The sequence below is a fragment of the Pseudomonas sp. GD03944 genome, from assembly GCF_029839275.1.
Classification (GTDB): Bacteria; Pseudomonadota; Gammaproteobacteria; order Pseudomonadales; family Pseudomonadaceae; genus Aquipseudomonas.
Map to the genome: position 1 here is coordinate 50,071 of NZ_JAOCAH010000010.1, position 13,960 is coordinate 64,030.

The 13,960-nt window shown below is 67.7% G+C and carries 11 protein-coding genes; 6 read left to right on the forward strand and 5 right to left on the reverse strand.

Annotation, left to right across the window (positions count from 1 at the left end; genetic code table 11):
- Positions 1 to 167: 167 nt before the first annotated feature.
- A complete protein-coding gene (locus N5C28_RS16105) occupies positions 168 to 1,223 on the reverse strand; it encodes a fatty acid desaturase (RefSeq protein WP_279823864.1) in 1,056 nt (351 codons plus the stop codon).
- 99 nt (positions 1,224 to 1,322) lie between these two features.
- Here N5C28_RS16105 and N5C28_RS16110 point away from each other — a divergent pair, with 99 nt between their 5' ends.
- The 5 genes from N5C28_RS16110 to N5C28_RS16130 all read left to right on the forward strand — a co-directional run bounded on the left by N5C28_RS16110 (position 1,323) and on the right by N5C28_RS16130 (position 8,381).
- Positions 1,323 to 2,336 carry an AraC family transcriptional regulator gene (locus N5C28_RS16110; protein WP_279823865.1) on the forward strand — a complete coding sequence of 338 codons (1,014 nt, stop codon included), beginning with the start codon at positions 1,323 to 1,325 and terminating at the stop codon, positions 2,334 to 2,336.
- Complete coding sequence (locus N5C28_RS16115) at positions 2,333 to 3,409, forward strand: FAD-dependent oxidoreductase (protein WP_279823867.1); 1,077 nt, start codon at positions 2,333 to 2,335, stop codon at positions 3,407 to 3,409. Before N5C28_RS16110 ends, N5C28_RS16115 begins: the two co-directional genes overlap by 4 nt.
- Positions 3,410 to 3,657: 248 nt before the next feature.
- A complete protein-coding gene (locus N5C28_RS16120; RefSeq protein ID WP_279823868.1) occupies positions 3,658 to 5,226 on the forward strand; it encodes a methyl-accepting chemotaxis protein in 1,569 nt (522 codons plus the stop codon).
- A 340-nt stretch (positions 5,227 to 5,566) separates the two neighbouring features.
- Positions 5,567 to 6,931 carry a glutamine synthetase family protein gene (locus tag N5C28_RS16125; RefSeq protein ID WP_279823870.1) on the forward strand — a complete coding sequence of 455 codons (1,365 nt, stop codon included), beginning with the start codon at positions 5,567 to 5,569 and terminating at the stop codon, positions 6,929 to 6,931.
- Between the two features lie 136 nt (positions 6,932 to 7,067).
- Positions 7,068 to 8,381 (forward strand): FAD-binding oxidoreductase, encoded by a 1,314-nt coding sequence (locus N5C28_RS16130; protein ID WP_279823872.1) that lies wholly within the window; start codon positions 7,068 to 7,070, stop codon positions 8,379 to 8,381.
- Between the two features lie 482 nt (positions 8,382 to 8,863).
- Here N5C28_RS16130 and N5C28_RS16135 read toward each other — a convergent pair whose 3' ends face one another.
- Together N5C28_RS16135 and N5C28_RS16140 are read right to left on the reverse strand one after the other, a co-directional pair.
- Positions 8,864 to 10,834 carry an alkaline phosphatase D family protein gene (locus tag N5C28_RS16135; protein WP_279823873.1) on the reverse strand — a complete coding sequence of 657 codons (1,971 nt, stop codon included), beginning with the start codon at positions 10,832 to 10,834 and terminating at the stop codon, positions 8,864 to 8,866.
- Positions 10,835 to 10,900: 66 nt separating this feature from the next.
- Positions 10,901 to 11,584: a Crp/Fnr family transcriptional regulator gene (locus N5C28_RS16140; RefSeq protein WP_279823875.1), complete on the reverse strand. Its 684-nt coding sequence runs from the start codon at positions 11,582 to 11,584 to the stop codon at positions 10,901 to 10,903.
- Positions 11,585 to 11,675: 91 nt separating this feature from the next.
- Here N5C28_RS16140 and N5C28_RS16145 point away from each other — a divergent pair, with 91 nt between their 5' ends.
- Positions 11,676 to 12,200: an Mpo1-like protein gene (locus N5C28_RS16145; RefSeq protein WP_279823877.1), complete on the forward strand. Its 525-nt coding sequence runs from the start codon at positions 11,676 to 11,678 to the stop codon at positions 12,198 to 12,200.
- 53 nt (positions 12,201 to 12,253) lie between these two features.
- Here the strand turns inward: N5C28_RS16145 and N5C28_RS16150 are convergent, their stop codons facing one another.
- Both N5C28_RS16150 and N5C28_RS16155 read right to left on the reverse strand, forming a co-directional pair.
- The gene (locus tag N5C28_RS16150) at positions 12,254 to 12,997 is read right to left on the reverse strand and encodes a hypothetical protein (protein ID WP_279823879.1); all 744 of its coding nucleotides are present in this window, start codon (positions 12,995 to 12,997) and stop codon (positions 12,254 to 12,256) included.
- A gap of 144 nt (positions 12,998 to 13,141) precedes the next feature.
- Positions 13,142 to 13,939 carry a helix-turn-helix domain-containing protein gene (locus tag N5C28_RS16155; protein WP_279823880.1) on the reverse strand — a complete coding sequence of 266 codons (798 nt, stop codon included), beginning with the start codon at positions 13,937 to 13,939 and terminating at the stop codon, positions 13,142 to 13,144.
- Between the last annotated feature and the right edge of the window lie 21 nt (positions 13,940 to 13,960).

Below are 13,960 nucleotides of genomic sequence, written 5' to 3' on the forward strand. Positions count from 1 at the left end.
ATGGCGCCAGGCCCTGTCTTTCCGGGGCTCCGGGGACGGACTGGCGCCCCTGCAGTCTAGCCGAACGCGACAGTCGTGATTGCGCTGGCGGTCTCACTCGGCAGCAGTCGTCATTGGCCGATCGTCCGCTTGCGCCGCCCGCCGCCCTGGAGTAAGGCCCGGCGAGCTCAGGCGTTCGACTGTTGGGCCAGGGGGCTGACCTGTTCGCGCTGCGTCCAGCGGTTGGCCCGGGCGAAGGTGCCGAAGTCGTTGAAGCGCACGCCGTGTTCGCGCATCACCCGGTGGGCGAAGGGCACGGTCAGTTGGCGGATGTAGAACGGCTCCTTGACCACGAAATGGTGAATCGCATGGCTGCTGCCGAAGTTGAAGCAGAACGCCTGCAGCGGCCACAGCCACCAGGGGTTGAGGACCTGGGTCTGCTGGATCACGTTGCCCGGCTCGACATCGCCGTAGTAATGCATGTTCGAGCTGATGAAGTGCAGGCAGAAGGTGCGCAGCACGTTGGGGCCGACCAGTACCACCACGGCGATGTTCACCGCGTTCATCACGCTCAGGGTGGTGGCCGACCAGTCGATGGGCGCGCCGGCCAAGCTGGCTAGGCCGTCGATGGCATGAAAGCCCAGAAACACGTACCAGGTGCCCCAGTTCAACAGGCCCAGCGGCGCATAGACCTTCAGCGTGCGGCTGACGATCATCCAGCGGTGCTGAGCGGTCTTGGCGCGCAGGAAGCGGATGAACGAGGACATCATGTTGTCGCCGACCATCAGCAGGCGGGCGATGCCCCAGGGCTCGCCATTAGTGATGGCGCGCTCCTCCAGATCCTGTTCTGTGCCGGAGAGCTTGTGGTGGTTGAGGTGCAGGTGGCGGCGCACCCAGGGGTTGATGGTGCTCGGCCGGGCCAGCCAGACCAGGCCCATCATCAGGTTGTGCGGCACCGGTTGTTTGCGAAAGTACATGGAGTGGATCAGGTCGTGCTCCAGCTCGTGGGTCAGCGAGGCGAAGAACGCGTTGAGCAGCAGGCAGGCCCACCAGGCCAGGTGCCCGCCGAGGTACAGCGCCGCCGAGCCGATCATGCCGGCCAGGGCGAAGGCCAGGATACCGGCGCCGAGGGCGTCCTGGTGCTTGAGCAGCGGGAAGCGCTGGCGCAGCTCGACGCCATGGGCCATCACCTGTTCGCGAATGATTGCGGCACGTTGCTGGGCACTTGCAGGGGAATGGGACATGCCTACATCCTCTTGTTGACTGTGCGGCCACTGTGCCGCCAGGCTCGAACGAGCGCCTGACCCTGAACGCCAACCTGTTGACCGGACCCGCCAATCTGCATGACTGACGAACCCACGACCCTGGCCAGCTGGACCCGCGCCCTGCGCAAGCAGCTGGATGCGCTGGGCCTGGACAGCACGGCGTTGTGCCAGGCGGCCGGGCTCGACCCCAGCCAGCTGGACGACCCCAACGGGCGCTGCCCGCTGTCGCGCACCACGCGCTTGTGGCAACTGGCGGTCGAAGCCAGCGGCGATCCGGCGCTGGGCCTGAAGACCTCGCAGTTCGTCAGCCCCACCACCTTCCATGCCTTGGGCTACGCCCTGCTCGCCAGCAGCAGCCTGCGCGAGATGTTCGAGCGCATCGTGCGCTACCACCGGGTGGTCAGCGATGCCCTGGAGCTGGTGCTGCACGAAACGCCCCAGGCCTACGAATTCCGCTTTCGCGTGCCGCCCGGCAGCCCGGCGCCGGCCCCCGAGGCGCTGGATGCCTTCGCCGCGATCTACGTGCGCAGTTGCCGCAATCGCCTGGGGCGTGATTTCGCGCCGCTGGCGGTGCACCTGCAACGCCCCGAACCGGCCGACCCACAGCCCTGGCAAGCGGTGTTCCGCGCCCCGGTGCACTTCGGCGCCGAGGACAACCTGCTGCGTTTTTCCCGCACGGCCTTCGAGCAGCGCCTGGACGACGGCAACCCGGAGCTGGCCGAGCACAACGAGCGTGCCCTGGAGCGCAGTCTCGAGCGTCTACAACCGGCAACCTGGAGCAGCCGCGTGCGGGCCTGCCTGGCGGCGCAGCTGCCGGACGGCGAGCCGTCGGCCGAGCGTGTCGCCCAGACCCTGCACCTGAGCCTGCGCAGCCTGCAGCGGCACCTGGCCGATGAGGGCACGGGGTACGAAAGCCTGCTCAGCGAGACCCGCCACAGCCTCGCGGTGCAGCACATGCGGGACCCGCGTTGCAGCATCAGTGAAATTGCCTACCTGCTGGGGTTCGCCGACACCAGCAGTTTCAGTCGCGCATTCAAACGCTGGACCGGGCAGGCGCCCAGCCAGTACCGGGAAGGACTCGAACGCCCATGAACCACCACGACCTGCTGCTGATCGGTGCCGGCCATGCTCACCTCGGGGTGTTGCGGCGCTGGGCGCTGATCGAGCGGCCGCCCGGTCGCATCGCCCTGCTCAGCCCCGACCCCCAGACCTGGTGCTCGGGCATGCTGCCGGGGCTGCTGGCCGGGCGGTTTCCGGCAGCGGATTGCCAGGTCGAGCTGGCGCCGCTGTGCCGGGCGGCCAAGGTCGAGCTGATCCAGGGCAACGTGCAGGCGCTGTCCGCCGCCGAGCAGCAGGTGCTGCTCGAGGATGGCCGCCGCCTCGGTGCCAGCTGGCTGTCGTTGAACGTCGGTGCCGGCTCCGTTTGCCCACCGCAGTCGGGCGAGGGCATGCAGGTGCTGGCGGTCAAGCCGTTCGCTACCTTCCTGCAGGGCTGGCGCGCCTGGCAGGCCGACCCGCAACCGCTGGCGATCCTCGGTGGCGGCCCGGCGGGTGTGGAGCTGGCCCTGGCCATCGCTGGCCAGGTGCCGCAGGTGACGCTGTTCTGCGCCGGCCCGCTGCTGGACGGCCACCCGGCCGGCTTGCGCATGCGCGCCCTGGGCCATCTGCGTCAGCGCCGGGTGCAGGTGCGCGAGCACTGCCCGGTGGACCGGATCGACGGCGATTGCCTGGTCAGTGCCGACGAGCCGGTCTGGCGCACCGCGCGCCTGCTGCTCGCCACCGGCAGCCAGGCGCTGCCCTGGCTGGCCGAGAGCGGCCTGAGCTGTGACAGCGAAGGCTTCGTGCTGGTGGCGCCGACCCTGCAGAGCCACTCCCACGGCCATCTCTTCGCGGTAGGCGATTGCGCCAGCCTGCCGGGCGTCCAGCGCAGCATGGCCTACGCGCAGCGCCAGGCACCGGTGCTCGCGGCCAACCTGAGCGCGGTGCTGCGGGGTGCGCCGCTGCGCAGTTACCGTCCTCATCGGCAACGCCTAGCCCTGCTGGCCACGGGCGATGGCGGCGCGCTGCTCGGCTGGCGCGACTGGAGCGCCGGCGGGCAGTTCTACGGACGCTGGAAGGACTACCTGGACCGCAGTTTCGTGCAGCGCCACAGCCTGTCCGGCTGACCGTGCTACCAAAGTGCCATGGCGCCTGCAGGGCCTGCCGTGGTTGAATCGGCTCAGGCGCGCGACGGCTGCTGGACAGCCCCGTGCGATGGCATCATCCGATCGGACCTTCAGATTGCGCCGCTCAGGCCGATCCAGTAGTCAGACACATTGCACGCGATAGTCCGTGGCCGGTCCGCCAGACGGCCGCCACGTCCATGACCCTACCTGGCCACCGGATGGCCAGAATAAGAATAACGAGGTCTGTCATGCGTTCTGCGTTTATCCGCTACCCCCAGGCGTGCCTGCTGCATGCGCTGGGGCTGGCCGCGCTGATGGCGGTGTACCAACAGGTGGTGATGCCCTGGTACGTGAGCATCCCGTCCTTCCTGCTGCTGGCCCTGTGGCCCTGGCTCGGGCCCTGGCAACGCCAGCACGAGCCTGCGCCTGAAGCGACGCCCGAAGAGGGTCGCTTTTCCAGCCTGAGCCAGAACCTCTCGCGCCACACCTGCCACAACGCCCTGTCCGCCGCCCAGGTGTCCCACGCCGTGCAGCAGCTGGCGGGCAAGCTGCAATCGCAGCTTGGCGCGGTCGAGCAGATCAGCCAGGGCGCCGACGCCATCACCCACACCGAACAGGACAACGCCCTGCGCGCCGAGCAGACCCTGGCCGCAGCGCAGACCGTGCGCCAGAACAGCGCCAGCGGCCAGCAGGAGCTGCAACAGGCGATCACCGCGATGCAGCAGCTCAGCGCACAGACTGCCGCCAGCCGCGAATTGATCGACGGCCTGAGCGCCCGTACCGAGCAGATCGAACAGGTCACCCAGGTGATCCAGTCCATCGCCAGCCAGACCAACCTGCTGGCGCTCAACGCCGCCATCGAGGCGGCGCGGGCCGGCGAGCAGGGCCGCGGCTTCGCGGTGGTGGCCGACGAGGTGCGCAACCTGGCCGGCCGCACCGCCAGCGCCACCGAAGAAGTGGGGCAGATGGTCGCCGACATCCGCCAGCAGAGCGCCGCGGTGGTGGCCCATATCCAGCGCCAGGCCGATGAGCTGGACCAGGCAGCGCGCCAGGTCGAGCACACCGGCGAGCAGTTGCAGGGCATCGCCACCCTGGCGGTGGACGTGGAGGAGCAGGTGGCGCAAATCAGTTCCGGCACGGCCAGCAACCACGAGCGCCTGGCCAGCCTGTTCGTCGCGGTGGAGCAACTGCGCGCCGACGCCCTGGCCAGCGAAGGCCAGACCCGGCAACTGGGCACTGCTGCCGAGCACCTGGTGGGCCTGGCGGAAACCGTCAGCGAGCAGTTGGCCGAAGTGGGCCTGGACGATTACCACCAGCGCATCTACGACCTGGCCCGCGAAGGCGCGGCGTCGATTGCCGCGCGTTTCGAGGCGGACATCGCCGCCGGGCGGGTCAGCCAGCAGGACCTGTTCGACCGCCAGTACCAGCCGATCCCCAACACCTTCCCGGCCAAGTACAAGACCCGTTTCGACAGCTACGCCGACCAGCTCCTGCCGACCTTGCAGGAGCCGTTGTTGAGCCGTCACGAAGGCCTGGTGTTCGCCATCGCCACCACACCGGAAGGCTACGTGCCGACCCATAACAACGCGTTCAACCATCCACCAGTGGGCGACCGCGCCATCGACACCGTGAAGAGCCGCAGCAAGCGCCTGTTCAACGACCGCACCGGCATCCGTTGTGGCAGCCACGAGAAGCTGTTGCTGCTGCAGACCTACATGCGCGATACCGGCGAGCTGATGCACGACCTGTCGGTGCCGATCCATGTCAACGGCCGGCACTGGGGTGGCCTGCGCCTGGGCTACAAGCCGGAGCAGTAGGGGGTGGAATGTTTAGTCGGGCCGCAACTGAATGTGTAGAAAGTCGAATTTAATGCCCCGCATGGCCTGTGCGAGCCTGCGGGCATGAGTGCGTCCCTGTTCCGTTTTTTCCGCTCTGCAGCCTGCGCGCCTTCGCGTGTAAGGCCCTGCTTCGGCCTCAGCCGGACCAACTCGCTGTTGCCTGAAATCCTCGCGTTCTGGGCGCTCTGGCATTGCCGGCACGCGCGCCCGCCGGACGCTATTCTCGTGGTTGGCTGATCCCACCGGCTGTCATCACAGCCCGTCGCTAGCTGTTGCCCGTCTCGGGCAGTGCGCGCCATCCGGCGCTAACGAGAGTCCCATGCAATTCGCTTCCATCGAGCAGGCCCAGGCATTCCTGGCGCAAAACCCCGATATCGACATGTTCGAGCTGTTCATCCTCGACGCCAACGGCGTGCCGCGCGGCAAACTGTTGCACCGCGATGAGCTGCTCGCCGTCTACGAAAGCGGCCGCCCGCTGCCCAGCACCATTCTCGGCCTGAGCATGGGCGGCGATGACGTCGAGGATTCCGGCCTGGTCTGGGATGTCGGCGACATCGATTGCCGCGCCTTTCCGCTGGAAGGCAGCCTGACCCGCATGCCCTGGCGGCAGATTCCCATGGCGGCGGTGCAGGTCAGCATGCACCCGCAGTCTGGCATGCCGGCCGCGGTGGCCGACCCGCGTCATGTGCTGATCCAGGTCATCGACCAGCTCAAGGCCGAGGGGTATCACCCGGTGATGGCCTGCGAGCTGGAGTTCTACCTGCTCGACCAGAAGCGCGACGCCGCCGGTTGCCCGCAACCTGCGCTGGATGCCGATGGCCAGCGCCCGCGGCAGACCCAGGTCTATGGCTTGCGCGAGCTGGAGCAGATCGAGCCGTTCCTGGCGGACCTCTACGCGGCATGCAAGGCCCAGGGCATTCCGGCGCGCACGGCGATTTCCGAATACGCCCCGGGCCAGGTGGAGATCACCCTGGAGCACGGCGATGCGCTGTTGGCGATGGACCAGGCGGTGCGTTACAAGCGGCTGGTCAAGGGGGTGGCGCACACGCATGGGATGCAGGCGTGTTTCATGGCCAAACCCTTCGATCACCTGGCCGGCACCGGCATGCACATGCACGTCAGCCTGGCCGATGCCGAGGGCCGCAACCTGTTCGCCGCCGAAGACCCGGCCGGCACGCCGCTGCTGCGCCAGGCGGTGGGCGGCATGCTCGCCTCGCTGCTCGATTCGCTGCTGCTGTTCTGCCCTAACGCCAACTCCTACCGGCGCTTCCAGGCCAACAGCTACGCGCCCCTGGCCCCGACCTGGGGTGTGGATAACCGTACCGTGTCGCTGCGCGTGCCCGGTGGCCCAGCCAATACCCGGCATATCGAACACCGTATCTGCGGCGCCGACGCCAACCCCTACCTCGCGGCGGCGGCGATCCTGGCCGGCATCCACCGCGGCATCCGCGAGGACCTCGACCCGGGCGACCCGGTGGAGGGCAACGGCTACGAGCAGGCCCAGGAACTGCTGCCCACCGACTGGCTGACCTCGCTGCAGGCGCTGGAACGTTCCAGCTGGGCCCGCGAAGCCCTGGGCAGCGCCTTCCTGGGCGTGTACCTGGCGGTCAAGCGCGCCGAGTACCGGCAGTTCATGGCCGAGGTTAGCGAGCAGGACTGGCGCTGGTACCTGACCCAGGCCTGACCGGAATGTCATGACGTAGGGTGGACAACGCGCAGCTTGTCCACCGTTCGTAGTGTGGATAACGCGTCGAGGTTATCCACCAAACGCCCAACCCGAATACCCACGGTGCGCCCGGCGCGCCGAGAAGGATTTCCCCATGAATGCCATTATCCAGGCCGCCATTCCCGCGGCAGAGCGCTGCCCGTCCTACTACAGCGCCACCCTCAACCAGGACACCGATTACCCGACCCTGCAAGGCGAGGTCAGTGTCGATGTGGTGATCATCGGCGGCGGCTTCACCGGGGTCGCCAGCGCGGTGGAATTGGCCGAGCGCGGCCTCAAGGTCGCCATCGTCGAGGCGCAGAAGATCGGCTGGGGCGCCACCGGGCGCAACGGCGGCCAGGTCACTGGCAGCTTGTCCGGCGACGAAGCCATGCGCAAGCAGATGCGCAACCGCCTGGGCAGCGAGGTGGATGACTTCATCTGGCACCTGCGCTGGCGCGGCCACGACATCATCAAGAACCGCGTGGCCCGCTACGGCATCGACTGCGACCTCAAGCACGGCCACCTGCACGCGGCCATGAAACCGGCGCACATGGACGAGCTGGCCAACAGCTACGAAGAGGCGTTGCGCCGCGGCATGGGCGACAGCGTGACCCTGCTCGATCGCGAAGGCGTGCGCAACCACCTGGCCAGCGACCTTTACAGCGGCGCGCTGAAGAACACCCGCAACATGCACCTGCATCCGCTCAACCTGTGCATCGGCGAAGCCCGCGCCGCCGAGAGCCTGGGGGCACTGATCTTCGAGCACTCGCCGGTGCTGGATATCGTGCACGGTGTGCGGCCGGCGGTGATCACCGAACAGGGGCGGATCAACGCCCGCCAGGTGCTGCTGGCCGGCGACGTGTACCACAAGCTGGAGGCGAAAAAGCTCAAGGGCATGATCTTCCCGGCCATGGGCGGCATCGTCACCACCGCGCCTCTGGGCGAGCTGGCCGAGCAGCTCAACCCCCAAGACCTGGCGGTGTACGACTGCCGCTTCGTGCTCGACTACTACCGCCTGACCGCCGACAAACGCCTGCTGTTCGGCGGCGGCTGCAACTACTCGGGCCGCGATTCGCGGGACATCGCGGCGGAGCTGCGACCGGGCATCGAACGCACCTTCCCGCAACTCAAGGGCGTGGCGATCGACTTCCAGTGGAGCTGCGCCATGGGCATCGTCATCAACCGCATCCCGCAGCTCGGCAAGCTCTCGGACAACGTCTGGTACTGCCAGGGCTACTCCGGCCATGGCATAGCCACCACCCACATCATGGGCGAGATCATGGCCAACGCCCTGACCGGCACCCTGGAGCAGTTCGACACCTTCGCTGGCTGCTCGCACATCAAGGTGCCCCTGGGCGACGTGCTCGGCAACCCGATGCTGGCCGCGGGCATGTGGTACTACCAGATGCTGGAAAAGCTGCGCTGAGGGTTGTGGTGGAAAACGCTTCGCGGTTTTCCACCCTACGGTCTCTGCCGTGGAGGTGCACAACCTGTAGGAGCGGCTTCAGCCGCGAGCTCGACGGCGTCATGGCCAGCACCGAGGTGATGGTCGGAACAAACGCTCGCGGGCAAGCCCGCTCCTACAGGATGCGCTCTGGTGTCAGGTGCGTTGCGGCTGAGGGTCGTGGTGGAAAACGCTTTGCGGTTTTCCACCCTATGGTCTCTGTCGTGGAGGTGCACAACCTGTAGGAGCGGCTTCAGCTGCGAGCTCGACGGCGTCATGGCCAGCATCGAGGTGATGGTCGGAACAAACGCTCGCGGGCAAGCCCGCTCCTACAGGGCGCGCTCCGGTGTCAGGTGCGTTGCGGCTGAGGGTCGTGTCGGTGATGGGCGTGTGGGAGGCGCTTCAGCGGCGATTGCACACGCTCGCGGCTAAAGCCCCTCCCACGGGGGACCACTCGAGGCGTGCTAGGTGCGCTGCGATTGCAGCTCCCGCGCTTCGTCGCGGTCGTCGACGAAGGCCACGGGGGGGGAACCGTCGGCGTTGTGCTGGATGACGTCGCAGGGCTGGCCCTGGTCGTTGAAGAACACCTGGCCGACGCCGGCGCCGTTCCACAGGCGCTCGCCGGCCTTGCTGCGCGACGGGATGCGCGGCACCACCTGCATGCGGCGACGCTTGGTCAGCCAGTTCAGCGGCGACCAGGGTGCGTACAGCCAGCGGTTGAGGCGGTCGAACCAGTCCAGCAGGCGCGGTGGGAATTCGTTCTTCAGGCCGCTGCTGGTGATCTGCCAGATGTGTGGGCCGCGCTTGCGCTGGCGGATCAGCACCTCGTAGACGAAGGAGTAATGCACGTCACCCGAGAGGATCACGTAATGCCCCGGCGTGCGCGAGTGGCGGAAGATGTTCAGCATCACCTGGGCGGCGCCACGGTGGGCCATCCAGTTTTCCGCGTCGACCATCAGCGGGTGGCCGGCCCAGCTGAAGACCCGCTGGATGGTTTCGATCAGCTTGACGCCGAACATCGGCGCCGGCGAAACGATGATCGCGCTGGGGTGGTCGAGCAGGTCCTGCTGGAATTCGCACAGCGCTTCCCAGTCCAGCAGCCCGGACGGCCGCTTCAGGTTGCGTTCGCTGCGCCAGCGCCGGGTGCGGGTGTCGAGCACCACCAAGGCCGGCGTGGTGGGCAGCACGTACTGCCACTGGTGAAAGCTCAGCAGCGTTTCGATCAGCTCATCCTGCGCGCTGGCGTCCAGGTGGTTCTCGGCGTCGCGGCCGCGGGTCATGGCCTGGATCGCCTGCAGCGGCTCGGTGAAGGCATCGGGGTTGTTACCCCAGCCCTGGCACAGCAGATAGGCGATCAGCGCGTTGCCGATGATGCGCTTGGAGAACGGGTGGCCATAGGCGACCTGCTCCCAGGAGGCGGACAGGTTCCAGTCGTCGGTGACGTCGTGGTCGTCGAAGATCATCAGCGTCGGGATGTGCGCCAGCGCCCGAGCCACCTGGCCCAGGCCGCTGCGGAAGGCTTCGACGCGGCCGCGCTCGTCCTGGTAGCGCTCGGTTTCCTCCGGGGTCAGCTCGGGCATCTCGGTGTCGAGCAGGGTCCAGGGCGTCGGTGACCAGACCAGCAGGTACATGGCCAGGACCTCGGCGAAGGTCACCAGGTGGTTGTCGGCGGTGTTGCTGGTGAAGATCGGCTTTTCCACGCCGCCGAAGAATTTCTCGCGCAGGGTCTCGTTGGTGGCCAGGGCTGGCAGCAGCTCGGCGCGCTGGTAGTAGCTGGCCGGGTGCTGGTACAGCGCTTCGCTGTCGTCGACCACCGCGCCTTCGAGGCGCTCGCCGAACAGGCCCAGGGCCGCGATGACCTGGTGGATCGCCCGCAGCATGGGGCCGGCCACATCGTCGGCGTACACCTGGTCGCCGCTCATCAGCAGCAGGTTGGGCCGCTGCCGGGGCTCGTGGGGCTTGGCCAGCAGGCGGTCGACGCAGAGCAGGCCGTCCGGCGCGCAGTGGTGCGGCTTGCGGCAGGAGCCGTGCAGCACCTGGTCGATGCGTTCGCGCAGGACGAAATTCGGGCGCTCGGCGCCCTCATAAAGCAGGTGTGGCGCCCAGTCGGCGATGCCCAGAGGCGATTGCTCGTCGCTGGCGATCAGCAGGTCGTAGTCGATGCGCACGTCACAGGGCAGCGGCGTGTCGAGGGTCAGGTCGATCAGGTGCAGGAAGGCCCGCTCGCCCACCTGCACCACCTGGCACTGCTGTTCGTCCAGGCGATGGTCCTGCGCCGTGTCGCCGTCCGCATCCAGGCGCAGGGTCAGGTCCAGCTGCCGCGAGCCCACCAGCCACAGCACCACGCGCTCCGGTTGCATGCGCCGCAACAGCGGGCCGGCCAGGACCAGCGGCAGAGAGGTGGGCGGGTTGGGCGAGGGCGTGGGGTCGGGCATCGGGAGTGCGGGCTCTGGTAAAGGGCTGCAATAGACCGGGTGCGTGGCCATTAGTTCGCCATGACCCTAGCGGGCATGGCCGCGCAGCCGTTGCAGGTCGAGGATTTCGATTTCGCCGTAGGTCAGGCGCACGATGCCCTGGGCTTCCAGCTCCTTGAGAATCTGGTTGGTGGTCTGCCGCGACAGGGCCAGCATCAGCGCCAGCTGTTCCTGGGCCAGGTGGATGACGCGGCGCGGTTCGCCCTCGCCGTAGTTCTCGGCAATCAGCAGCAGGCGCCGGGCCAGGCGCGGTGCGGCCGGCAGCAGGCTCATCTCTTCCAGGGCATTGAAGGCCAGGCGCAGCTTGTGGCTCATCAGCAGGGCGAAGTCGCGCCAGTAGCGGGGTTCGCGCTCGAGCAGGGCGAGCAGGCTGGCCTGGGGCACCAGCAGCAGGGTGCTGGCGCTTTCGGCGAAGGCGTCGTGGGTGCGCGGCTGGCCATCGAACAGGGAGATCTCGCCGAACCAGTAGGGCGGCTCGATCAGCGTCAGCAGCGCTTCCTTGCCGTTCCGGCTGACCGCGCCGATGCGCATGGCGCCCTCGACCACCGCATACAGCCCGCTGGCCGCATCGCCGCGGCGGAACAGGCGCTGGCCGGCTTCCAGGTGCTGCACCTGGGCCGCGGCCAGCAAGGCGTCCTGCAGCTCCGCCGGCAGGGCGCTGAACCAGTGGCCTTCGCGCACGCGGGCGCGGTAGTGAGCGTGTTCGGGCATCGGGGCTCCAGGGTTTGTCGGCTAGCTGACAGTGCGGCGCGACCGGTTGGCGTCATTATCCTCTGGCCTGTTCGATTTGAGGACAACAACAATGAAAACACTGACTGATCACCTGGCGCAGTACGCGACCTACCACCGCGACCGCCGCAACATCGCCACCCATTTCGTCGGCATCCCGATGATCTTCCTGGCGGTGGCCGTCCTGCTGTCGCGCCCCGGCTTCGAGCTGCTCGGCCTGTGGGTATCGCCCGCGGCGCTGGTGGCCCTGGCGGCGGCCGTGTTCTATTTCCGCCTGGACCTGCGTTTCGGCCTGGTGATGGCGGTGCTGCTGTGGCTGAGTGTCTGGACCGGCGCCGCGCTGGCGGTGCAATCCACCGCCCAGTGGCTGGGCGTGGGCCTGGGGCTGTTCGTGGTGGGCTGGATCATCCAGTTCGTCGGCCACTACTACGAGGGCCGCAAGCCGGCGTTCGTCGATGACCTGTCCGGCCTGATCGTCGGGCCGCTGTTCGTGGTGGCGGAGCTGGGCTTCCTGCTGGGCCTGCGCCGCGAGGTGGAGCACGTGGTGGTCGAGCGTGCCGGCCCGACCTGCATCCGCGAGAAGAACGCCACGGCGTGACGTTCAGGCTGGGCTGAGCGCCCGCCCCCTTTCGGCCCGCCGCCCGGCGGGCCTCAGTTCATGCGCATCCACTGGCTGGTCAGCGCCCGGCTGTGGCGGTCCACGGTGATGGGGGCGAACGGCCGACCGGACACACTTTCCAGGGTGTTGCTCTTGCTGTTCATGTCGCTCAGCGCGGCCTTCAGGTATTCCCAGCGCACCTTCAGCTTGGCCACATCCGGGTTGGCCTTCTCATCCAGGGCAGACAGCTCCTCGTCGACGGACGGCACCAGCAGGCGTTCGTCCTGGCCGAGGTAGGTGTCCGGCAGCTCGCGGGCGATCTCGAACGTGCCGACGTAGGAGCGGCTGAGGTATTGCACCGCCAGGTATTCGACCTTGGCCGCCAGCTCGCTGCCGTCGTTCTGCGGCTGCTCGCGCACGGCCTGGAGGAATTCGCGCAGGCCCTTGCTCAGGGCCTGGGTGTAGCTCCAGGGCACGTCGTCTTCGTTGGGGCCGAAGGAAACACCCTGGCGCAGCAGGGTAACAAGCTCCTGGTGGCGGGTGGCGAGGTCGCCACTGGGGTTGGTCAGGCTCTGCAACGCGGCATCCAGCGCCTGGAGATCGGTTTCCAGGCGCTCCTGATGGACCTTCTGAAAGCCTTCGCCCCGTAACAGCATCAGGCTGCTGGTGGCGCGGCTGGCGTGTACCTGGGCCTGTTCCTGGGGGCTCGCCGCTTCGGCGAGGGCGATTGGCGAGAGGCTCGCGAGTAGCCCGAAGGCCCAGACAATGCACTTGTGAAACAACGGCTTGGAACGCATTCCCAGGTGCTCCTTATTATTCTTGTGAGCAGGCGGATGGAGGGGTAGCGGGGTTTTCCGCTGCCTATAGGGTAGTGCCTCCTCGGCCGGTGGAAATTACCCCAAAGAGTGATTTCGTCGGAAAACCAGCGCCAGCGAAACGGTTCAACCGTCGCGGGCGGGCTGTGGGGCGGCCAGTTTGCGCAGGTAATCGGCGCTGGCGGCGTCGGCAGGAAAGAAGGTTTCCAGGGCCAGTTCGGACAGGGTCACGTCGTTGGGCGTGCCGAACACGGTGATGGTGCCGATCAGGCTGAGCACGCCCTCGTCGGTGCGAAACTGCAGCGGCGTGAGCACGGTGCTGTGGTCATGCTCATCGGCGTCGTCGGGGGCGGGGTAGGTGAGCAGTTCGTCGAGCAGCGCCTGCAACTGCTCGTCACCGCTGATGGCGATGTCGTTGCGCAGCCGGGCCAGCAGGTGGGCGCGCCATTGCGCCAGGTTGACGATGCGTGGCGCCAGGCCGTCCGGGTGCAGCGACACGCGCATCACGTTCAGCGGCGGGCCGAGCAGGTGCGGCGCCAGCCCGGCCAGGAACGGCCCCACCGAGGCGTTGGCCGCCAGCAGGTTCCAGTGTCGGTCGATGGTCATGGCCGGGTAGGGCTCGTGGGCCTTGAGCAGTTGCTCGATGGCGCTGCGCGCGGCGTCGAGGGCCGGGTCCTGCAGTGCGTGCTGGCTGTACAGCGGCGCGTAGCCTGCCGCGCCGAGCAGGCGGTTACGTTCGCGCAGGGGAATGTCCAGCTGTTCGGCCAGGTGCAGCATCTCGCGGCTGGGGTGGGAGCGGCCGGTTTCCACGAAGCTCAGGTGGCGCGTGGAAATCTCGGCCTCGCAGGCGAGGTCGAGCTGGCTGAGGCGGCGCCGCTGGCGCCATTGGCGCAACAGGGCGCCGGCGGTCTGGGAGTTGTTCATGGCCTGCACGATAGTCCAGCG